Here is a 20,658-nt window from a genome sequence, read left to right as displayed (position 1 = left end):
CTTGGGGGGGCTCGTGCGGTGGCCGGTCGCCCGACGACGCCGTCCGGGGCCGCGGCCCAGGACGCCCGTCTCGCACACGGCAGGGACGCTCCCGCGGGCTGGAAGGGTCGTACCCCGCCAGTAGTCTGACCTGGTCGGACGCGGCGGGGGAGCGGGCAGCGGCGGACCAGGCGCGACCCCGTGCGGACGGCAAGGTGGTGGTCCGTCCAGCGAAGGCGCAGAGATACTGCGTGCCCCCCGCTTGTAAGTTCTGCCCCTCCCGTCCGGCTTCGTCCGGGGGCGGCGGTGGCGTGCAGGATCAATCCGGGGCAGACCGCCGGCGGCGATGTGGAGACCAATTGGCGCTTGATCAATCTGCTGACGAAGCAGGGTGCCGTCGCCGAGGTCGTCGAGCTCCTGAAGGCGCTCGCCAGTGCGGGAAATGAGAATGCGGGGAGACGTCTCGCCGACTTGTTTGCTACCGAGGGTCGCCTGGACGAACTGCGGCAGCTTGCTGACGGTGGCAATACCCATGCCGCTCGAAGATTGGGCCGGAGTTCACTTGGTCAGACCCCGGATTACAGGTCGTTCACCAGACTTCATGGTTCCGGAAGTCAGGCGGCGTTGTACCGGCAGCTCCCGGAAACTGTCGGTTGGATAGCGCTGACCATGGCCGGCGGAGTGGTTGGCAATGGTGCATACGATGCCCTGAAGGCGGCCGTGTCCCGCGGTTTGCGTCAGATTCGGAAGCCGGACGAGATGAACGGCATCTCCGGCGTTGAGGGGGAGGCGGTCGAGACGGAGTTCCTGGCGGAGGAAGACGCCTTCTCGATCGCCTGTGCGGCGATCGACGGCCGCTGCCGGGAGGTGCGAGTCGATCCACCCGATCCGGAGTCGCTGCGGTATTCGGCCATCCTCGGCGAAGACGGTCGTTGGTTGCTGATGGTCCGTGATGGCGGCGGCCGCGTCTTTCACGTTCGGATATCGCCCCGTCGGCCCGGCGGTTCCGGCATCACCTTGACGCTGTACTTTCCGGCTTCGGCCGCGGGCCGATCACGTCGAACCTCGAAGGAATGGCCGCCGTGATGCCGAGGAAGTCCTGCCCGGCGCTGGTGGGGTCGGGCTTACGGCGTTGGTCGCCGAAAGTGTCGTACCCGGCTCGTAGACTTGGCAGAGGCGAGGCGAGGCGGCGGCTGGGGTGAGGGCGGCGAGCGTGACGCGGGCGCGCGCGGACGTCGAGCTGGTGGTCCGCCCAGCCTCCGCACCGGGCACTCATCCGCGGCCGGGCGCATTGGTGAGCTGACCGCGCGAAGCGCCAGGTCAGTGGCCGCAAAGCGGCCATGGGGGGTGTGGGGTGAGACCCCCCGCCCCGCCGAAGGCGGAGAAATACTGTGGGCACGGTTGGGTTCGAACCAACGACCCACCGCTTGTAAGTTCTGCCCGTTCCGTGCGCTGAAGTGCACGGTTGTCCGTGACGTGCGGAGCATGGCCATGGTCGGATCGCGCCGTCCTCCGCGGTTCGCGGCGGTTGCCGTAAGCGTTGTCGTAAAGCTGTGCCGGCACGTTTGCCCGGGCCAACGCCTCGGTCTCGTCGGCGGTGTCAGGCGGGCTTGGCGTTGGCGGTCAGGAAGGCCGCGATGGCCGCGGACGCCTCGGCGGAGCCGTCGGCGCCGACCGTCACGAGCGCCCGGCCGTGCCCCCGCCCCGGAACTATGCTCAGCGTCCGGCGCTCACCAGAGGTCGCGTCGTACATCGCCTGCGCGTCATCGGCGGCCGGGCTGTCGTCCTTCGCCACCAGATACAGCACGGGCACCGTCAGCCGCGTCACGGCCTGCACGGCGTTCTCGTGCATGTACTCGGCAACACCCGACACGCTAACCACCCCGGCGGCCGGCGGGGTGAGGCGGGCGGCAGCGACCAGCACCGCGGTGCCGCCGCGCGACGCGCCGATCAGGACCACGCTGACAGCACCCTGTTCCCGCGTGTAGGCGGCGGCCGCCGCGACGTCGCCGGAGGGCGTGAACGTGCCGGTGATGCCGCGGACCGAGCGGCCTTCGCCGTTGAAGTCGAACGCGAGCACTCGGTAGCCGGCGGCCGCCTGCTGCTTCGCCCACCCGAGCCATGAGCACGCGTCGGCGCCGGACTGCGGCGCGAGGACCAGGGCGATCTTGGCGCGGGCATCGCCGAGCAGGTACGCGGCGAGGTATCCGCCCTGGCTTGCGAAGGTCACCTGCTTGTCGTTGAGCTCAGGATCGGCGCACCAGCCGTTCGTCGGGCTGGGCGCCGCCACGACCGACGCGCCCTTCGGTGCGGCGGCGGGGGTGTTCGTGGACGCGCTTCCGGCGCAGCCGGTGAGCACGAGGCCGCAGGCGGCGAGCAGAACGATCCGCATACCCTTCTGACCTCCGTCGGGCCGCCGCAGTTGCATACGGATCTGCGGAAAGCGCTACCGGCACAAGGTTCGACAATCGACCAAGGACGTTTGTCCTCCGTGGAGCCTCTCGATCGACGAGGTGCCCGACTCGGCCGACGATGCCGAGCGGGGTGAACCAGGTGAAGTCTGCACCCGCGCCGTAGTACTCCAATCGTTGTGCCTTGGCGGACCACTACTGGGCGGCGCGCAGGTCGCTCAGTTGCCCGGCCTTGGGCGCCTCGTCCAGACGCTCACGTAGCTCGCTGGTCATGTCAGAAGGTCGTGTAGGCGAGGCCGGACGGGTTGTCGATGGTTACGCTCCGGCTGCCGATGAGATCGCCGACGGCGCCGAGGCTGCCCCGCTGGCTGCCGTATGCGCCCACCACGTAACCCGTCGCGGTCGATTGTGTGTCGTAGATCCACAGCCGGCCGCCGAATACGTACGTGTTGTTCTCGATGTTGACCGCCCGGTGCGTCGCGTGCGTGATGGCAGCGTTCCGCACGGTGACCGTTCCGTACTCGACCCGGTCGGCGTTGCTGACCGTGAAGCCGATTCCGTTGGCGTGGTCGACCGAGAGCCGGTCCACCTGGTGCGCGCCGCCCTGAAGGTTGCAGCCGCTTCCCGGCGCGTTCTTGACCGTTGCGCCGGAGATGGTCACGGTGCTGCCGGAGGCATAGATGCCGTTGGTGCCCGGGGCGTCGACGGTGGCTTCGGCCACGGTGACGTTCTCGGCGCTGCTCACCCTGATGCCGGAGTTGGTTCCACCGCCCGGTGCGGCTGTCCAGGCGCCGCCCTGCACCACCCGGGCACGTTCGAACCGGACATCGGACGGCGTCCGAGTGTTCCACGCCGGGTCGTACGCGCAGTACATCCCATGCCCGACCGTGGTGTTCACGACCACGTCCCGGATCGTGACACCGCTCTGGCCGCCGACGTTGACGCCCCGCGACTTCGACCTGGTCACGCTGACGTTGGTGACCAGCCCGCCCGTGTTGTCCGGACCACTGTCGTAGTTGACGAACGACACCCCATCGTCGCCGGTGTCGATGGTCGTGATGTGATCGGCACGCCCGTCCTGACAGTTGGCGAAGTGCAGACCGTCCGCCATCGTGTTGCTGATAACGGCGTCGACCACCATCGGCCGTACACACCGCCAGAACAGTAGGCCGGCGGCAGCCGAGCCGTCGATGCGAACGTCTTCCAGGTAGCTATCGGTGGTGGACCGGAAGAGGATGCACTCTTGCGGGCTGTTGCGGACGGTCGGCATGGTCGCGAAGGTCGATGTCAGCCCGGAGAGCCGCGCGCCGGTGCCGCCCTCGAAGACCAGCCCGCTCTGGGTGTTGTCGGTGAAGACCAGGCGCGCACCGGGCAGCATCACGAACTCGCCGCCGTAGCCATTCACCTGTACGCCCGAGGCGCTGTTGTCGAGCTGGTAGTCCCCGGGCGGAAAAGCCACGCACACCGCCGAGTTCGACAGTGCCGCCACGAGATTGGCCCGATTGGACGCGGCGCTGTTCGTCGGGGCGATGCCAAGGTCGGCCGCGCTCACGAACCCGGGCGCCGGCGGGTTGGCCGCAGCGATTCCGGGCCGGGCGAGCGCAGCGGCAACGCCGGAAGCCCCGAGGACTGGAGCGCTGAGCAACAGCATGCGCCGACGCGACACCATCGCGAACCACCATCCCAAAGAGGATCTACAAGGCCGCCAAGAGTGAACCACATCTATCGCATCCGTTGGGGCCGACGATGCCCCGGACGACGTCATCGAGGGCGAGATCGCCAGTGACCCCGAGGTCACCCTCCGCGTGGCGCTCCGCGACGCGCTGGTGGACGGACTCAGCGTCCCCGAACTCATGCACTTCACCGGAATGAGGCGCACATGGATCTCCGACCGGTTGCAGCAATACGTCAACGACGGCCAGGCCGCACAGGTGGTTCGTGGCCGCTGACGAGCCGCCCCGGACGACTGAACGTCTGCGCGGACGGACGACGGACGGACGTGCGCGCGGACACCCCGCACCTACGACCAGAGAGGAGGAGCGTACGAGCACCGCCGAGCCACGACGAGAACAGGTTGCTGCGCGTAGAGGAACGCGTAGGAATCCGCCAGAGAACTCGGCATCAGCCGGTCGCTGGCCTACCAACTCATCCGGACCGGCGGGCGGCGGTCGACCCCGGCGGGCCGCCGAAGTTGCGTGCCGGCGTGGCGTAGAAGCACTCTCGTTGCTGGTTCACCTTGTTGACCTTCCGGTCGGCGAGTTCCGCGTGTAGGTGCGCCTCCGGCGCCGCTGCGTCATGGCTGAAGATCAGTGCATCCGTGTCGAACCGGAATGGGCCTGCGGCGTCGCCCAACTCTCGTCACAGCGCGACGAACCGCTTGAGCTTGCCTGTCGAGGCATGACGCGGAATCTGCTCGACCGTGCTGATGCTGATCTTGGATTGCGAGAGGCCATATGGCGACAGCGAGGAGACCAGCGCCGCGGCCACTGCGGAGACATCGGGTGACCCGACCACCAGCACGTCCGCTCCGCCCGCAGTCTGACGCACCTGGTACTCCGAGATCAGCGGATCGGTGCCCAGCACGTGCCGGAACGCGCTTGCCGGGACCACTCGCTCGCCGTAGCGGAAGTCGTCGTCGTGTCGTCCGGCAATGTCGGCGACGCGCAGCATCGCGCTGCCGCATGCACAGCCTTCGGGCAGCAGCTTCACCTCGTCGCCGAGGTCATAGCGGATGAACGGAAACGTGCGGCCCGCAAGCCCGGTCGCGAGCGTGCGCGCGGCCGGCTCATCGGGGCCGACCGGGCGCCCGGCCGAATCAACCCGCTCGACGATCACCTCGTCCTCGCAGATGTGAAGGCCATCGCCGAGACCGCAGCCGACTGCCTGGACGCCGATTTCGGTCGAGCCCCAAAGGTTGTGGACGGGTGCGCCCCAGGCGGCGTCGATCGCGTCGCGGTCCTCCTCGCTGAGCGGCTCGGAGTTCGTGCTCACACGAACTGGCCGGACATCGAGCTGACCCGCGATCGCGGCACGGGCGAGGCGTCCGATCACCGAGGCATAGCCCACGAGATGGGTCGGCTGCGCGTCCGATACCGCCCGCAGCGTCTGGTCGAACGGCGCCGCCGCCGGGATCACGATGGTCTCCATCAACGGCCCGGTCGCGATGTCGAACAACGGCGTGCTGGCGTGTGGCGGCTCACCGGCCTCCAGTACGGCCAATCGCGCCAGGCGGATACCGGACCCGGAGGCACGCTCGGCACGCGCCTGCCACCGCCAGGCGAGACAGGCGAGACTTACGAACTGCTCCCAATCCCATACGTACACGCCACGCACGCCGCTCGAGCCGCCTGAGCTGAACACCTGGTGTCCCGCGGGCGAGTAGGAGAACCAGCGCTGCTGAGCCAACACCTGTTCGGCGCCGGCGCGGTTGATGTCAGGCGTGGTGACGATCGCGTCCCACTCGTCCTGGGCCTCCTGCTTGACCATGGGCGGCAGCCGTGCGAGGTCTTCGACGGTCGCTGTGGCCGGGTCGATGTCGGCCATCCGGGCCGCGTGGAACGGCGAGCGCTCGCGAGCATACGCGAGCAACGACCGCAGTCGTTCGGTCCGGTAGCGCTCGATGCGCTGGCGCGGCCACTCGAGCCGTGCCACGTGGTCCTCGAGCGAGGCCCGCACCGCATTCAAGTGCGCTGCGCGCAGATGCTCGTAAGCCGCCTTCCGGGCCTCGTGAGGCATGTGCACAGTGTGCCTCGACCACGTTCGCGCGCACGACGCAAACGTGCGTTGATCGCCCTCCGTCTGCCGTCGACCCGTCCTCCGGGAGCGGGCCGCCGGCCTCGAACGAACCGTGACGCAAGTACGGGCGATGGCGGACCGGGCCGGTGGCGGGGTACTTCAGGATGGTCAGAGCCCGTCTCGGCCCTCGACGTCTCCTGGTCTGACCGCCGCCGGGAGCGTCATCGGGTGAGGAAGCCGAGGGGGTTGGCGGCGAGGCGCTTAAGGACATCGCGCCGGAATGCGCTCACCAGCGCCGCCGCGCCGATCGCCCAGCCGCCCGCCACCAGGACCACGGCCGGGGCGATGAACACGCGGTCGAGCTGTGCGAGGTTGGCTGTCGCGCCGAGGATCACGATCAGCAGCAGGCTGGCGTACCAGCGGGGCGGCAGGCCCGAGAACGCCCTCGTGCTCGCGAGGTAGGCGGTCAGGCCACCGCACACCAGCCACAACGCGGCGCCCGGCGGGCGCTCATGCAGGGAGAGGTTCACCCCGGCGGCGATGACGAGGAGCGAGAACGCGGGCATGAGGTGGCCGCCGGCGTAGAGGGAGTACGCCAGCGACGGATTGCCGCCCGATATGCGCAGCAATGCCTCGTTGATGTCAGCGGCCGAGTTGAAGTAGGTCCACCACAGCGCCCCCGCGGGGATGAGGCCGCCGACGAGGCTGAGCCAGTACCCCGCGTCCTGGTCCGGGTGGTCGAGCGCGGCGGCGCCGACCGAGATGACGATCTCACCGAGCAGGATGATCATGAACAGACCGAAGCGCTCGGCGAGGTGGCCGGCATCGACCGCGTGGCTCCCCTGCTCGGGCGGGTTGAGCAGATTCCGTGCCAGCTCTTCGCGGCTAGGCCGGCTTCCACGGCGCCGCCGTTCGCCGAGCCGCGGCCGCATCGGTGCGCGGTGGCGCGTCAGCAGCGCGAACGCGCCCTCCTGCGTGAGCGTGACCGCCCACAGGACGTAGTGCCAGGGCTCGGGCACGGAGATCGACAGGGCGAACAGCGCTGCGGCGACGAGGTACCCCCAGCCGACGCGCCGGTCGATGCGCGCGTCACCGCCGCCGGCGTCCGCGGACAGCATGTAGCCGACCGCGAGCACCAGCCGCGCGCCGGCCAACGCCAACGCGAAGCCGGCGACATGGCCCTCGAACGCGTGGTGTGCCTGGGTGGCGGCGACCGCGCACGGCACGGACCCGATCAGCACGGTCGGGCGATGTGAGGCCAGTCGATCGTCGCCCCGCCGGTTGTACAGCACGGCGAACCCGATCCAGGTCCACCACAGCGTCGCGAAGAGCCCGAAGGCAGCGACGACGCCACTCCAGTGCGGCTCGACCACCATCTCGTGCGCGACCTGACTGACCGCGAACACGAAGATCGGGCCGGCGCGGTACGTAGCCGTGCTTTGGTGCGGGAGCGGCGTCCAGCTGTGGCCGGGGTTGACCGGCGGTTGTCGTAACCGTTGCCGTAAAGAGGGGCGCCGACCCTCAGCCCAGATGGTCGGCCGGTGCGGTGTTCAGCAGCCAGGCGAGAGGCATCTTGGTGGCCACCTCGTATTCGCCGGATCGCCCGAGGTGATGCAGCGTGACGGTCAGAGCGGCGTCCTGGTCGACCAGCCAGTATCGGGGAATGCCGGCGGCCGCGTATTCGTGACGTTTCACCATCTCGTCAATGGCCTCGAATCCCGGCGACACGATCTCGATGACGAGGAGGAGATCCGTGAGGGCAAGCCAGACGCTGCGCGGTTGCGGCTTGGACCAGAGCGTCAGGTCGGGTATACGGGCACCTTCGCCGTTCGGCCGGCGATGCGGATGCCGGCCGCCTGCAGGACCTGCTCGGCGGGCCACCCCGCCACGGCGAGCCAGACCAGGAGGCGGCTGGCGATTGCGGCACGTTCGGAGTCGGGCGGAGGCACGACCGACAGTGCTCCCTCGGGGCTGACTTCATACCGATGCCCGTGCGGATCCTCGGCAATCATGGCGGCAAGATCATCGAGCGTGATGACCGGCGGCATGCGCCGACCGGCGCTACCTGCGCTCATAGCAGCCACCCTATCGGCGGAAGCGCGGCCTGCGGGACGACGACCCGTCCGGCCTCGGGTCGGAGCACTCAAAGACATCAGTGGGAGCCGGTGAGCTGACCGGCGCGAGCCAGGTCAGTGGACGCGGCAGCGGCCATGGGGGGTGCGGGGTGGGAACCCCCCGCCGCGCCGAAGGCGCAGAGATATAGCCAGTGGGCACGGTTGGGTTCGAACCAACGACCCCCCGCTTGTAAGTTCTGCCCGTTCCGTCCAGCGCTGTCCGCAGACGTCTCGGGCGTGCAGCAACCATCCAGCGCAAGCTGTACCCGACCGTGTAGGTCCGTGGCGGTTGTCGTAAGCGTTGCCGTAAGGGCGAGACGTCAGCCCAGATGGTCGGCCGGTGTGGTGTTCAACAGCCACGCCAGCGGGATCTTGGTAGCCACCTCGTACTCGCCGGATCGGCCGAGGTGGTGCAGTGTGACGGTCAGGGCGGGGTCCCGGTCGACGAGCCAGTAGCGAGGAATGCCGGCGGCCGCGTATTCATGCCGTTTGACCATCTCATCGATGGCCTCAGATCCCGGCGACACGATCTCGATGACCAGTAGGAGATCGGTGAGTGCGAGCCAGACGCCGCGCGGTTGCGGCTTCGACCAGAGCGTCAGGTCTGGTATGCGGGCACCCTCGCCGTTCGGACCGGTGATCCGGATACCGGCTACCTGCAGGATCTGCTCGGCGGGCCATCCAGCCATTGCCAGCCAGACCAGGAGGCGGCTGGCGATTGCGGCATGTTCAGAGTCGGGCGGCGGCACGACCGACAGCGCTCCCTCGGGGCTGATCTCGTACCGATGCCCATGGGGGTCCTCGGCGATCATCGCGGCAAGATCATCGAGCGTGATGACGGGCGGCATGTGCCGGCCGACGCTACCTGCGCTCATGAAGCCATCCTATCGGCGGAAGCAGGACCTGTGGGGCGGCGGTCGGGGCCCGCGTCGGCAGCACGAAAGGAGTGGTTGCGGGCCGTTTGAGTCGCGAGGCGACTGACGGGTCCGGCCCTGAATTCGGGCGCTGATGATGATCCGGGGGAGTCGGCGCACGGACCAGCCGGCGCCGAAAACGGTCGTACCCGGCTCGTAGACTGCTGGCAGAAGCGCGGTGCGGCGGCGGGGGTCGACAGCTCCTGAGGAGCGGACTGCGTCGGGCTTCCGGCCGAGGTGCTCATGCGATTTGGGGGAGTCGGTGAGCTGACGCGCGGCAGCGCCGGTCAGTGGCTGCGGAGCAGCCATGGGGGGGGTGCGGGGTGGGAACCCCCCGCCGCGCCGAAGGCGCAGAGATATAGCCAGTGGGCACGGTTGGGTTCGAACCAACGACCCCCCGCTTGTAAGGCGGGTGCTCTTCCGCTGAGCTACGCGCCCCGGGGCCTCGGGAATCCGAGGACGGGTACCCAGATGGTACCCAAAGGCGTCCTCCCGCCCCAGCCGGGCAGCTAGAGGGCCTTGATCGCCGCTCGCCAGACCGAAACGTCGCGCGCGTGGCCCGCTGAAATGTGCTCGGTGAAGGCGATTACGCCGTCCGGGTCCACCAGGAACGTGCCGCGGTCGGCGTAGCCCTTGGCGTGGTTCAGGACGCCGTAGGCGTCGGCGACCGCGCCGTGGGGCCAGAAGTCCGCGAGCATCGGGAAGGTGTAGCCCTCGCGGTCGGCCCAGACCTTGTGCGCGTACGGGGAGTCGACGCTCACGGTCAGGACCTGGACCTGTTCGTTCTGGAAGGCGTCCAGGCCGGACTGCAGGGCCGCCAGCTCGCCCTGGCACGTACCGGTGAACGCGAGCGGGTAGAACACCAGGAGCACCGACCGGAGGGTACGGAACGAGGTCAGTCTGACCTCCTGGTTGTTCTGGTCGCGCAGGACGAAGTCCGGTGCCGGATCTCCGACATCCACTGTCATACCTCGAATATGCCAGCTGTCGTACCGGGGGCCTACACTCGCCCGCATGGCAGCAGGGCCGCGGCTCGGCATCGACTTCGGGACCTCCCACACCGTCGCGCTCCTGGCGTGGCCGGACGGGAGGGTGCGCCCGTTGCTGTTCGACGGCTCGCCGCTGCTGCCGTCCGCGGTCTACGCCCAGACCGACGGCGCGGTGCTGGTCGGGCGCGACGCGGTGCACGCCGCGCGGGTGGACCCGAGCCGCTTCGAGGGTAGCCCCAAGCGGCGCATCGACGACGGCACGGTGCTGCTCGGCGACCGCGAGCTGACCGTGCCCACGCTGATCGGGGCGGTGCTCGGGCACGTCAACTCCGAGGCCGTGCGGGTCGCCGGCGGCCCTGTCGCCGAGCTCACCCTGACGCACCCGGCCGCGTGGGGCGTGTCGCGGCGGCTTGCGCTCGTCGAAGGCGCGAAGCTCGCCGGGCTGCCCCAGCCGGCGCTGATGCCCGAGCCGGTCGCCGCCGCGCATTATTTCGCGGGTGTACTGCAGAAGCCTCTTTCGGGTGACCAGGGCCTCCTCGTGTACGACTTCGGCGGTGGCACGTTCGACGCCAGCCTCGTGAGCCGTTCGGGGGAGGGGTTCGACGTCCGGGCCGTCGACGGGATCGACGACCTCGGCGGGCTCGACCTCGACGCCCTCATCGTGGAGCACGCGCGCGGGCAGATCGAGAACGCCGAGGTGTGGGCGCGGCTCGACCACCCGCAGAGCACCGAGGACCGCCGCCACCGCCGGATGCTGTGGGACGACGCGCGCATCGCCAAGGAGATGCTGTCGCGCTCGGCCAGCGCGGCGCTGCACGTGCCGATCGCCGCGGCCGACGTCACGATCACCCGCGAGCAGTTCGAGGACAAGGCCCGGTCCATGCTCGAGCAGACGGTGCGCACCACCGGGGCCGTCATGCGCTGGGCCAACATGGACAAGGACAAGCTCGCCGGGCTGTTCCTGGTCGGCGGGTCCAGCCGGGTGCCGCTCGTCGCCACCCTCCTGCAGCGCGAGCTCGGCCTGGCCCCGACCGTCATCGAGCAGCCCGAGCTCGTCGTCGCCGAGGGCAGCCTGCGCGCCTGGGTCAACCTGGCCCGCCCGGTCGGGCCGGCGAACGGCCAGCCGCAGGGCGCGCCGCCCAACGGCCAGCCGCAGAACGCCCCCACCGGCGGTCCGGTCGCCGCCGCGGCCGCCGCCGGAGCAGCGGGCGTCATGTGGCCCCAGCAGGCCGCCCAAGCCGCACAAAACGCCCCTATCGCCCAAGCCGCACAAAACGCCCCGGCCAGCCAAGCCGCGCCAGCGGCCCAGGCCGCCCAGAATGCCCAGGCCGCCCAGAATGCCCAGGCCGCCCAGAATGCCCAGCCCACGCAATTCGCTCAGCCGGGACAATTCACTCCACCGGGGGGTCAGCAGGCGCAGCCCCCGGTCAGCGGCGTACCCATGAGCGGCGCCCCCGTGAGCCCGGCCACCTTCCAGCCGGCCCCGGTGAGCGGCGCCCCGGTGAGCCCGGCCACCTTCCAGAACTACCCGACCGTCCCGCAGCACCAGCACCCGGTCAGCGGCGCCCCCGTGAGCCCCGCCGCGTTCCAGCAGCATGCGGGCGCGGCCCCCAACCACGCCACCGGCAACGAGGCGACGCAGCGCCTGCGCCCCATGACCCCGTCGGGCCCGCCGCCGCGCGCGGTGCCGCTGCCCCCGCCCCCGCAGGCGTACGTCTCGCCGGCCGCCCAGCCCGCCGTCTACGCCCCGCCGCCGCGCGAGGAGGCCCCGCCGCCCCCGCCCAGGGGCCGCAACTGGGCCGTCCCGCTGCTGATCGGCATCCTGGTCCTCGCGCTCGGCCTGGCCGGCTACGTGGTGTTCCAGAACCGCGGCAAGGGCGACGACCGGGCGTCGAGCAACTCGACGTACAGCCCGGACCCGGGCTCCTCCGGCGGCGGCGCCGCGACGATCCCGCAGTACAACCGGGAAGACGAACCCAAGTGGGTGCCCAACGGCTGGCGCGACCCGGGCTTCGGCGCGGTCGACACGCTCTGGAAGTCGCAGCAGGAGTCCGAGGGCGGCCGGTGCGACACCGGCAGCGGGCGGCTGCGGGTCACGACGGGCTCGGCCCCGGGGCTTACCGGGTGCACCCTGAAGGCCCCGCTGGACGTGCCGATGACCGACGGCAGCATCGAGGCCAAGGTCAAGCTGGGGGCGGGCTGTGCGGGCATGTGGCTGCGGACCAGCGACTACGGGTACACGCTGGGCCTCTGTGACGACAACTACGTGCGGCTGTACAAGCTGCACAATGACCTGCCGGGCCCGAAGGACCTGCTCAAGGAGTGGGCCATCAAGCCCGCCCCGGGCGAGCCGTTCATGGCGTTCAAGGTCGACGGCGACCAGCTCGACGCCTATGTCAATGGCGTGCACTTCGGGCCGGTCAGCGACGACCAGATTCACCAGGGAAAGGTGAACCTGGGCGCATTCACCCTGACGGGCACCACTGCCGACGCCTCGTTCACCCAGGTGCGGGCCTTCATGCCGGAGGACTGGCAGCCGGGCACCGGGCCGACCGCGACCCGGACAAAGAACCCGCAGCCGTCCACGTCGAGCTCCGGATGGGGCTCCCGGCCCCCGTCGACCCCGGCCTCGAAGAAGGCCACGCCGCTGCCCACGGCGTGACTTCACCCACCGGCGAGAGATGGCCGCGCCGGACGAGACTGGCGCGGCCCGCAGGCCTACTTCACAAGCTCACCGGCGCGAGCGCGCCGCTCGGGGCGCAACCAGCCGGGCCGCGGTCCAGTCCTTGCCCGCGTTGACCGTGGAGGTCTGCTGCAACCCCGCGGTGGGCGCCGACTCGTTGATGTCGCTCGGCTCGACGTGCCCGGGGCGGCCGGCCTTCGGCGTCAGCAGCCACACCACGCCGTTGTCCGCCAGCGGGCCGAGGGCGTCGATGAGCGTCTCGACCAGGTCACCGTCTTCGTCGCGCCACCACAGCAGCACCACGTCGACGACCTCGTCGGTTTCCTCGTCAACCAGTTCCCCGCACCGGTCGATCAGGACGTCGCGGAGATCCTGGTCGACGTCGTCGTCGTACCCCATCTCCATAACGACCATGCCCGGTTCAACCCCGAACCGGTCCGCCAGGCTCTTCACCTCGGCCTGACCCGCGGTCGCGTTCACTGTCCACTGCCTCCTGTCGCAACAACCACTGTTAGCGCGTAGTCCACACAGTACGGGCCGTCAACGCAAGTGGCGCACCGATGCGATCGAAAAACTAAAGGTCCAAGTTACCGGGCCAGCAGCGATCGCGCGCCCTGGACGATCTGTTCTTCGGACACCAGTACGTGGTTCGCGGCCGGCCCGAGCGGCACGAACGAGTCCACGGCGGCCACCCGGCGGGCCACCCCGACGTACCCGGCGTCCACGAGCGCGGCGATGACGCCCTCGCCGACCCCGCCCGAGCGGCGCGTCTCGTCGACGACGAGGACGCGGCCGGTGTCGGAGGCGTTCTTGATGATGTCGCCCACCGGCAGGGGCGAGAGCCAGCGCAGGTCGACGACCCGGCAGTGGATGCCCTCCGCGGTGAGCCGGGCGGCGGCGCGCAGGGACAGCCGGACCCCGTTGCCGAAGGTGATGATGGTCAGGTCGTCGTTGGGGCCGTTGCTGTACGCCCGGGCCCGCCCGATCGGCACGTGGATGGCCGGCCACTCGCTGGGCGGGGCGTAGTCGGACAACCACCAGTTGTCGTCGTCGGTGTGCAGGTCGCGGGTGTGGTAGAGCGCGATCGGCTCCAGGAACACGCAGACGCTGCCGTCGACGACCGCGCTGGCCAGGCACGTGCGCAGCATCGCGGCCGCGTCCTCGGCCCGCGCCGGGGCGGCCACCACCAGGCCGGGGATGTCGCGCAGCACGGCCAGGGCGTTGTCGTTGTGGAAGTGCCCGCCGAAGCCGAGCTGGTACGCCAGCCCCGCGACCCGCACCACCATCGGGTTGTGGAAGGCCCCCTGCGAGAAGAACTGCATGGTGGCCGCCTCACCGCGCAGCTGGTCCTCGGCGTTGTGCAGGTAGGCCAGGTACTGGATCTCGGGCACCGGCAGCATCCCGGCCAGCCCGGCGCCGAGCCCGAGGCCCAGGATGCTGGTCTCGTCCAGCAGGGTGTCGAAGACCCGGGTCGCGCCGAAGCGGTCCCGCAGCCCCTTGGTGACCCCGTAGACGCCGCCCTTGGCCGCCACGTCCTCGCCGAAGACGACCATCTGCGGGTACGCCAGCATCGCGTCGGTCAGCGTCGAGTTGATGGTCTGGGCGAGGGTGAGCGGGCCGGCCTTCTCCGGCAGCTTCCCGCCGAACGCGGCCAGGCGGCTCGCCGGGTGGCCGCTGCCGTTGTTGCGCGGCGTGCCCGAGACCGGCCGGACCGCGGCGGCCGGCGTGGGCGTCCGCTCCGGCTCGGGCCAGTCATCGCTGTCGGCGGCGAAGTCGTCGGCGGTGTCGGCGGCGGTGCCGGAGGAGAAGGTGTCGGCGGCGGTGCCGGAGGAGAAGGTGTCGGCGGCGGTGCCGGACGAGAAGGTGTCGGCGGTGAACTCGAGGTCGTCGTCGAGCTCCCGGCCGGCGTCCCCGTCCGCCTCCTCGAGCCGGTCGTCGGCGCCGAGGTGGGCGGCCGCGTCGGCGACGGCCCGGGAGACCCGCACGGGGCGGCGCGGGGCCAGCGGCGCGGTCACCTCGGACGCGCTGGCCAGCTTCGGCTCGCCGAGCACCTCCTCGGCGACGCGGCGCACCTCCCAGCCGATCTCGTCGTAGCGGGTCATCAGCTCGGCGGGGGTGGCCACGCCCGCCTCGACCAGCATCCGGGCGGTGCGCACCAGCGGGTCGCGGCCCAGCTCGGCGGCGATCTCGACCGGCGAGCGGTAGGCCATCTCCGCGTCGGCGCCGGCGTGGCCCATCAGCCGGATCATGCTCAGGTGCAGCACGGCCGGGCGGCGGTACCGCCGGACCCACGCCGCCGCCTCCGCCGCCCGGTCGTAGGTCTCGGCCGTGTCACAGCCGTCGGCCGAGTAGTACCGCAGCCCCGGCCGGCTGCCCAGCGCCGCGGCCACCCAGCCGTCCGGCGTGCGCACGCTGATGCCCAGCCCGTTGTCCTCGCAGACGAACAGCAGCGGCAGCTTCAGCCCGATGTGGTCGCACCAGCCGGCGGTGTTGAACGCCGCCGTGGCGGCCGCGTGGTTGATGGAGGCGTCGCCGAACGAGCACACGACGAGCGCGTCGGCCGGCCAGCCGTGCCCGCCGCCGGGCGGGTCGAGGCGCCGGCCGCGGCCCAGCGCGTACGCCACCCCGACCGCCCGCGGCAGGTGCGAGGCGATCGTCGAGGTGGTCGGCACCACGTGCAGGTCGGCGTGGCCGAACACCTTGTGCCGCCCGCCCGCGATGGGCTCCCTGGCCGAGGCGACGACGCCCCGCAGCACGTCGCGGATCGGGTCGCTGCCGGCCACCTGGGCCGCGCGCATGCAGTAGAACCCGCCGGAGCGGTAGTGCAGCAGCGCCGGGTCGGTCGGGCGCAGCGCCGCGGCCACGGCGGCGTTCCCCTCGTGCCCCGCGGACCCGATGGTGTAGTACCCCGCGTCGAAGCTGCGCAGCCAGCGCGCGGCCAGGTCCAGGTGGCGGCTCGTCGACTGGGCGTCGTAGAGCGCGCGGGCCTGCTCGCCGGTCAGCGCGGTGTCCTCGCGGACGGGCTCGTCGAGGTCGCGCGCGGCGGACCCGGCCACGAGCCCGGCGAGCTCGGCACGGAACCGCTCGTCGAGATCCTGAGGGGTGGTCACGCTCGACAGCATGGCCGAAAACGGTCATGTGATGCCACCCGAGGCAGGTGTACCCGCAGATTCGGGCCGTCCGGAGGAGCCTGCGGCTACCGCTCGGCCAGCGCGCGGTACTGAGGCGAGGCCAGGAATCCGGGCAGCAGTAGCGCCGCGGTCACGCCCAGGTCGCGCGCGAGCGCCTCCTCGGGTGTGAGGAACACCATGGCCTGACCCTCACCCAGCACCACGTCGTCCTGCCGGGCGTCGGTCGGGCCGCAGAAGACGTGCATCTCGACCTCGCCGTCGGCCGTGGTCACCGAGGGGCGGGTGCGGGTGAGGTACGCCTGGATGGGCCCCGCGTCCAGGCCCGTCTCCTCGAGCACCTCCCGGCGCGCGGCCTCCTCGGGCGACTCCCCCTCCTCGATCTTGCCGCCGGGCATGGCCCACTGGTTCGGCGACACCTTGGCGTGCCGGTCGCGGTGCTGCATGAGCACGCGTCCGTTGGGGTCGACGAGGAACACGACGGCGACTCGGCGCTCGATCACGGGGTCATCCTGTCATCCGCGGACAAAGCTGAGGCGCACCTGCCGTGTGGCGTTGTCGCCGTTCGGGTCGACGAGGCAGATGGACTGCCAGGTGCCCAGCGCGATCCGGCCGTCGACGACCGGCAGCGTGGCGTACGGCGCGACGAACGCCGGCATCACGTGGTCGCGGCCGTGGCCGGGGGAGCCGTGCCGGTGCCGCCACCGGTCGTCGGTCGGCAGCAGGTCGTCCAGGGCCCCTAGCAGGTCGTCGTCGCTGCCCGCGCCGGTCTCGATGACGGCCACGCCGGCGGTCGCGTGCGGGACGAAGACGTGCAGCAGGCCGTCGCCCTGGCCGGCGACGAACCGGGCCGCCTCCTCCGTGATGTCCCGCACGACGGGGCTGGAGCCGGTCCGGACCGTGATCACCTCGGTGCGCATCGGCCCAGTGTCCCAGCCCTCAGTCGGAGCTGCTGGAGGAGGACGACCCGGAGTCGCTCGAGGACGAGGACCCGGAGTCGCTCGACGACGAAGAGCCGGAGTCGCTCCAGGACGAAGAGCCGGAGTCGCTCCAGGACGACGACCCGGAGTCGCTCCAGGACGAGCCCGAGTCGTGGTGATGGACGGTGTGACCGTGACTCTGCCACTGGTCGTGCGACGATTCGGAGTAGGACGACGACGGCTGGGTGTACGTGTCCGTCGTCGCCGGTCCGGGCACCCAGTTCGAATCCAGGGGGCTCGGGCTCCCCCCTGCGCCCCGCACGTCGGTGAGGTTGCGCAGGGCGGGGCGGGCGACCTTGCGCACGACCACCACCACGACCACGATCGCCGTGGTCAGGGCCACGGTGACGATGCCGCAGGGCAGCAGCAGCCACCAGGACGAATTCTCGGGCACGGGCGGCACGGTAGCCGATCCGGGCGCCTGGGATACTCGCAATGTCGCGTCTGCGTCAAGAGGGACGCGGCCCAGAAGTTACTCGTCGGTATCGTGGCGAGCGTCGCAGTTGGCGTCCCGTAGGCGTGACGGACCGCACCGAAGCCAGGCAGGATGGGACATGGGCTCGCACACGGCCATGAACCATACGAGCCACACCCCGAGGCCACCCAGACCGGTCGCAGCGCCCTCCGGTCGCTAGCAACCTAGAAGGAACGCCTGTGTCCACCGAACGCAAGCGCCCGGTGATCAGCGACGGCCTACCGAGCCAGCTGCCCGACATCGACCCCGAGGAGACCACCGAGTGGGTCGAGTCGCTGGACGGCGTGATCGACGAGCGCGGCACGAAGCGTGCCCGGTACGTCATGCTGCGCCTGCTGGAGCGCGCCCGCGAACGGCAGGTCGGCGTCCCGCCGCTCACCACCACCGACTACATCAACACCATCGCGCCCGAGCGCGAGCCGTGGTTCCCCGGCAATGAGCACATCGAGCGGCGCATCCGGGCGTACATCCGCTGGAACGCCGCCATGCTGGTGCAGCGCGCCCAGCGGCCCGACGTCGGTGTCGGCGGTCACATCTCCACCTTCGCGAGCGCCGCGAGCCTCTACGAGGTCGGCTTCAACCACTTCTTCCGCGGCAAGGACCACCCGGGCGGCGGCGACCAGGTCTTCTTCCAGGGTCACGCCTCGCCGGGCATGTACGCGCGCGCCTTCCTCGAGGGCCGCCTGAGCGAGCAGCAGCTCGACGGCTTCCGCCAGGAGCTCTCCCACCGCGGGCTCGGCGGCGGCCTGCCCAGCTACCCCCACCCCCGGCTCATGCCGGGCTTCTGGGAGTTCCCGACGGTGTCGATGGGCCTCGGCGGCATCAACGCCATCTACCAGGCGCGCTTCAACCGGTACCTGCAAAACCGCGGTTTCAAGGACACGTCCGGCCAGCACGTGTGGGCGTTCCTCGGCGACGGCGAGATGGACGAGCCCGAGTCGATCGGCGCCATCGGCGTCGCGGCCCGCGAGGAGCTCGACAACCTCACCTTCGTGATCAACTGCAACCTGCAGCGCCTCGACGGCCCGGTCCGCGGCAACGGCAAGGTGATGCAGGAGCTGGAGGCGTTCTTCCGCGGCGCCGGCTGGAACGTGATCAAGGTCGTCTGGGGCCGCGAGTGGGACCCGCTGCTGGCCGCCGACACGGACGGCGCGCTGGTGAACCTCATGAACGTCACGCCCGACGGCGACTACCAGACGTACAAGGCCGAGTCCGGCGCCTACGTCCGCGAGCACTTCTTCGGCCGTGACCCGCGCACCCGCAAGATGGTCGAGCACCTCAGCGACGACGAGATCTGGAACCTCAAGCGCGGCGGGCACGACTACCGCAAGCTCTACGCGGCGTACAAGGCGGCCACCGAGCACACCGGGCAGCCGACGGTCATCCTGGCCAAGACCATCAAGGGCTGGACGCTGGGCTCGCACTTCGAGGGCCGCAACGCCACCCACCAGATGAAGAAGCTGACCCTGCAGGACGTCAAGGACTTCCGGGACCGGTTGTACCTCGACATCCCCGACAGCGCGATCGGCGAGAACCCGTACGCGGTGCCGTACTACCGCCCGGACGAGAAGTCCGAGGAGATGGAGTACATGCGCGAGCGCCGCGCCGCCCTCGGCGGCTCGGTGCCCGACCGGCGCACCAAGCACATCCCGCTGCAGCTGCCGGAGAGCTCGGTCTACGGCGACATCAAGCGCGGCTCGGGCAAGCAGAAGGTCGCCACCACGATGGCCTTCGTGCGCATGCTCAAGGACCTCATGCGCGACAAGGGCATGGGCAAGCGCTGGGTGCCCGTCATCCCCGACGAGGCCCGCACCTTCGGCATGGACTCGCTGTTCCCGACCGCGAAGATCTACTCGCCGCACGGGCAGAACTACACCCCGGTCGACCGGGAGCTGTTCCTGTCCTACCGCGAGTCGACCTCGGGCCAGATCCTGCACGAGGGCATCAACGAGGCCGGCTCCGTCGCCTCGTTCACCGCCGCCGCGACCAGCTACGCGACGCACGGCGAGCCGATCATCCCGGTGTACATCTTCTACTCGATGTTCGGCTTCCAGCGCACCGCGGACGGCATCTGGGCCGCGGCCGACCAGATGTCGCGGGGCTTCCTGCTCGGCGCGACGGCGGGCCGCACGACGCTCAACGGCGAGGGCCTGCAGCACGAGGACGGGCACTCGCTGCTCATCGCCGCGACCAACCCGGCCGTCGTCGCCTACGACCCGGCGTTCGCGTTCGAGATCGCGCACATCACCGAGAACGCGGTCAACCGCATGTACGGCGAGGCCCCCGAGGACCTCATCTACTACCTGACCGTCTACAACGAGCCGATCTTCCAGCCGGCCGAGCCCAAGGACGTCGACGTCGACGGGCTGTTGCGCGGCCTGTACCTGTACCAGCCGGCGTCGTCCCTGGAGGGCGCTCCGGAGGGCCCCCGGGTGCAGCTGCTGGCCTCGGGCACGGGCATGCAGTGGGCGCTCAAGGCCCAGAAGCTGCTGGCCGAGGAGTGGGGCGTGGCGGCGGACCTGTGGTCGGCGACGTCCTGGGTCGAGCTGCGCCGCGACGCGGTCCGCGCCGAGGAGCACAACCTGCTCCACCCGGGCGACGAGCCGCAGGTGCCCTACGTGACCCGCGCCCTGCAGGACACGACGGGCCCGGTCATCGCGGTGAGCGACTTCATGCGCGCCGTACCGGACCTGATCGCCCGCTGGGTACCCAACGACTACACCTCGCTGGGCACCGACGGCTTCGGCCTGTCGGACACGCGCCACGCCCTGCGCCGCCACTTCCACGTCGACGCCGAGTCCATCGTGGTGGCGGCGCTGAGCCAGCTGGCCCGCCGCGGCGAGGTCCCGGTCACGGCCCCGGCGGAGGCGGCGAAGAAGTACGCGATCGACGACGTGAACGCGGCCCCGGTCGGCGAAACGGGCGGCGACTCATAAGGCGGTGCTCGATGGCGGCCGGGTCTGCGGACCCGGCCGCTTTGTCTGCGTTACGCTCGGTGGCCGGGCGGATTCACTGGACCATGTGTCCGTAGTTCCCGGCGGGTCGTAGCACGTCAAGACCCGTAACGGACCGAATCGCCTCGGCTCTACGGGTTGATGATGATCAATGGAGTAGATCAATACTCTACTTTGAGTAGGTACCCTACCGATCCTTGAGTAGTCTCGGAGGGTTTACAAGGGTCGACCGTGGGGCCACAGCGCCGTACTTTGGGCACCGGCATGAAATCTGCACGTGAACATTTCCGTGAGAG

The 20,658-nt window shown here is 70.4% G+C and carries 17 protein-coding genes and 1 tRNA gene; 4 read left to right on the top strand and 14 right to left on the bottom strand.

Annotated elements, in window-relative coordinates; translation table 11 throughout:
• Window positions 1-345 precede the first annotated feature (345 nt).
• The gene (locus AB0B76_RS24265) at window positions 346-1,065 is read left to right on the top strand and encodes a hypothetical protein (RefSeq protein WP_360379108.1); all 720 of its coding nucleotides are present in this window, start codon (window positions 346-348) and stop codon (window positions 1,063-1,065) included.
• A gap of 514 nt (window positions 1,066-1,579) precedes the next feature.
• On the opposite strand, the gene AB0B76_RS24260 is transcribed toward AB0B76_RS24265, so the two are convergent.
• Both AB0B76_RS24260 and AB0B76_RS24255 read right to left on the bottom strand, forming a co-directional pair.
• The gene (locus AB0B76_RS24260; RefSeq protein WP_360379105.1) at window positions 1,580-2,371 is read right to left on the bottom strand and encodes an alpha/beta fold hydrolase; all 792 of its coding nucleotides are present in this window, start codon (window positions 2,369-2,371) and stop codon (window positions 1,580-1,582) included.
• 293 nt (window positions 2,372-2,664) lie between these two features.
• Complete coding sequence (locus AB0B76_RS24255) at window positions 2,665-4,041, bottom strand: right-handed parallel beta-helix repeat-containing protein (protein WP_360379103.1); 1,377 nt, start codon at window positions 4,039-4,041, stop codon at window positions 2,665-2,667.
• 154 nt (window positions 4,042-4,195) lie between these two features.
• Between AB0B76_RS24255 and AB0B76_RS24250 the strand changes: the two genes are divergently transcribed.
• A complete protein-coding gene (locus AB0B76_RS24250) occupies window positions 4,196-4,339 on the top strand; it encodes a hypothetical protein (RefSeq protein ID WP_360379101.1) in 144 nt (47 codons plus the stop codon).
• A 409-nt stretch (window positions 4,340-4,748) separates the two neighbouring features.
• Here AB0B76_RS24250 and AB0B76_RS24245 read toward each other — a convergent pair whose 3' ends face one another.
• The 7 genes from AB0B76_RS24245 to AB0B76_RS24215 all read right to left on the bottom strand — a co-directional run bounded on the left by AB0B76_RS24245 (window position 4,749) and on the right by AB0B76_RS24215 (window position 10,121).
• Window positions 4,749-6,125, bottom strand: a complete 1,377-nt coding sequence (locus AB0B76_RS24245) for a hypothetical protein (RefSeq protein ID WP_360379098.1) — start codon at window positions 6,123-6,125, stop codon at window positions 4,749-4,751.
• Between the two features lie 221 nt (window positions 6,126-6,346).
• Window positions 6,347-7,531: a low temperature requirement protein A gene (locus tag AB0B76_RS24240; protein WP_360379096.1), complete on the bottom strand. Its 1,185-nt coding sequence runs from the start codon at window positions 7,529-7,531 to the stop codon at window positions 6,347-6,349.
• A 115-nt stretch (window positions 7,532-7,646) separates the two neighbouring features.
• Window positions 7,647-8,006 carry a Uma2 family endonuclease gene (locus AB0B76_RS24235; RefSeq protein ID WP_360379093.1) on the bottom strand — a complete coding sequence of 120 codons (360 nt, stop codon included), beginning with the start codon at window positions 8,004-8,006 and terminating at the stop codon, window positions 7,647-7,649.
• A complete protein-coding gene (locus AB0B76_RS24230) occupies window positions 7,925-8,173 on the bottom strand; it encodes a hypothetical protein (RefSeq protein WP_360379090.1) in 249 nt (82 codons plus the stop codon). Before AB0B76_RS24230 ends, AB0B76_RS24235 begins: the two co-directional genes overlap by 82 nt.
• A 386-nt stretch (window positions 8,174-8,559) precedes the next feature.
• The gene (locus AB0B76_RS24225) at window positions 8,560-9,114 is read right to left on the bottom strand and encodes a Uma2 family endonuclease (protein ID WP_360379087.1); all 555 of its coding nucleotides are present in this window, start codon (window positions 9,112-9,114) and stop codon (window positions 8,560-8,562) included.
• Window positions 9,115-9,519: 405 nt separating this feature from the next.
• A tRNA-Val gene (locus tag AB0B76_RS24220) sits at window positions 9,520-9,591 on the bottom strand.
• Window positions 9,592-9,662: 71 nt separating this feature from the next.
• Window positions 9,663-10,121, bottom strand: coding sequence for a peroxiredoxin (locus AB0B76_RS24215; RefSeq protein WP_360379085.1), 459 nt, complete (start codon window positions 10,119-10,121; stop codon window positions 9,663-9,665).
• A 46-nt stretch (window positions 10,122-10,167) separates the two neighbouring features.
• Here AB0B76_RS24215 and AB0B76_RS24210 point away from each other — a divergent pair, with 46 nt between their 5' ends.
• A complete protein-coding gene (locus AB0B76_RS24210; RefSeq protein WP_360379083.1) occupies window positions 10,168-12,804 on the top strand; it encodes an Hsp70 family protein in 2,637 nt (878 codons plus the stop codon).
• A gap of 69 nt (window positions 12,805-12,873) precedes the next feature.
• Here the strand turns inward: AB0B76_RS24210 and AB0B76_RS24205 are convergent, their stop codons facing one another.
• The 5 genes from AB0B76_RS24205 to AB0B76_RS24185 form a co-directional block, all read right to left on the bottom strand.
• Entirely contained in the window at window positions 12,874-13,305 is a 432-nt protein-coding gene (locus tag AB0B76_RS24205) for a DUF3052 domain-containing protein (RefSeq protein WP_360379081.1), read from the bottom strand.
• Window positions 13,306-13,412: 107 nt separating this feature from the next.
• Window positions 13,413-15,947 (bottom strand): transketolase C-terminal domain-containing protein, encoded by a 2,535-nt coding sequence (locus AB0B76_RS24200; protein WP_360379078.1) that lies wholly within the window; start codon window positions 15,945-15,947, stop codon window positions 13,413-13,415.
• 74 nt (window positions 15,948-16,021) lie between these two features.
• Window positions 16,022-16,456, bottom strand: coding sequence for an NUDIX domain-containing protein (locus AB0B76_RS24195; protein ID WP_360379075.1), 435 nt, complete (start codon window positions 16,454-16,456; stop codon window positions 16,022-16,024).
• A gap of 12 nt (window positions 16,457-16,468) precedes the next feature.
• Window positions 16,469-16,873, bottom strand: coding sequence for a YjbQ family protein (locus tag AB0B76_RS24190; RefSeq protein ID WP_360379072.1), 405 nt, complete (start codon window positions 16,871-16,873; stop codon window positions 16,469-16,471).
• Between the two features lie 19 nt (window positions 16,874-16,892).
• Complete coding sequence (locus AB0B76_RS24185; protein WP_360379070.1) at window positions 16,893-17,327, bottom strand: hypothetical protein; 435 nt, start codon at window positions 17,325-17,327, stop codon at window positions 16,893-16,895.
• 260 nt (window positions 17,328-17,587) lie between these two features.
• On the opposite strand from AB0B76_RS24185, the gene aceE reads away from it, so the two are divergent.
• Complete coding sequence (gene aceE / locus AB0B76_RS24180) at window positions 17,588-20,344, top strand: pyruvate dehydrogenase (acetyl-transferring), homodimeric type (protein WP_360379067.1); 2,757 nt, start codon at window positions 17,588-17,590, stop codon at window positions 20,342-20,344.
• Window positions 20,345-20,658: the final 314 nt, after the last annotated feature.

This window comes from Dactylosporangium sp. NPDC049140 (assembly GCF_040648435.1).
This window is presented reverse-complemented; position numbering and strand designations above follow the sequence as displayed.

What these genes read in the sequence shown, in the direction of transcription:
- AB0B76_RS24200 (WP_360379078.1), bottom strand. Translation starts at nt 15,947, where the DNA reads ATGCTGTCGAGCGTGACCACCCCTCAGGATCTCGACGAGCGGTTCCGT.
- AB0B76_RS24210 (WP_360379083.1), top strand. Translation starts at nt 10,168, where the DNA reads ATGGCAGCAGGGCCGCGGCTCGGCATCGACTTCGGGACCTCCCACACC.
- AB0B76_RS24190 (WP_360379072.1), bottom strand. Translation starts at nt 16,873, where the DNA reads ATGCGCACCGAGGTGATCACGGTCCGGACCGGCTCCAGCCCCGTCGTG.
- AB0B76_RS24215 (WP_360379085.1), bottom strand. Translation starts at nt 10,121, where the DNA reads ATGACAGTGGATGTCGGAGATCCGGCACCGGACTTCGTCCTGCGCGAC.
- AB0B76_RS24230 (WP_360379090.1), bottom strand. Translation starts at nt 8,173, where the DNA reads ATGCCGCCGGTCATCACGCTCGATGATCTTGCCGCCATGATTGCCGAG.
- AB0B76_RS24255 (WP_360379103.1), bottom strand. Translation starts at nt 4,041, where the DNA reads ATGCTGTTGCTCAGCGCTCCAGTCCTCGGGGCTTCCGGCGTTGCCGCT.
- AB0B76_RS24260 (WP_360379105.1), bottom strand. Translation starts at nt 2,371, where the DNA reads ATGCGGATCGTTCTGCTCGCCGCCTGCGGCCTCGTGCTCACCGGCTGC.
- AB0B76_RS24245 (WP_360379098.1), bottom strand. Translation starts at nt 6,125, where the DNA reads ATGCCTCACGAGGCCCGGAAGGCGGCTTACGAGCATCTGCGCGCAGCG.
- AB0B76_RS24225 (WP_360379087.1), bottom strand. Translation starts at nt 9,114, where the DNA reads ATGAGCGCAGGTAGCGTCGGCCGGCACATGCCGCCCGTCATCACGCTC.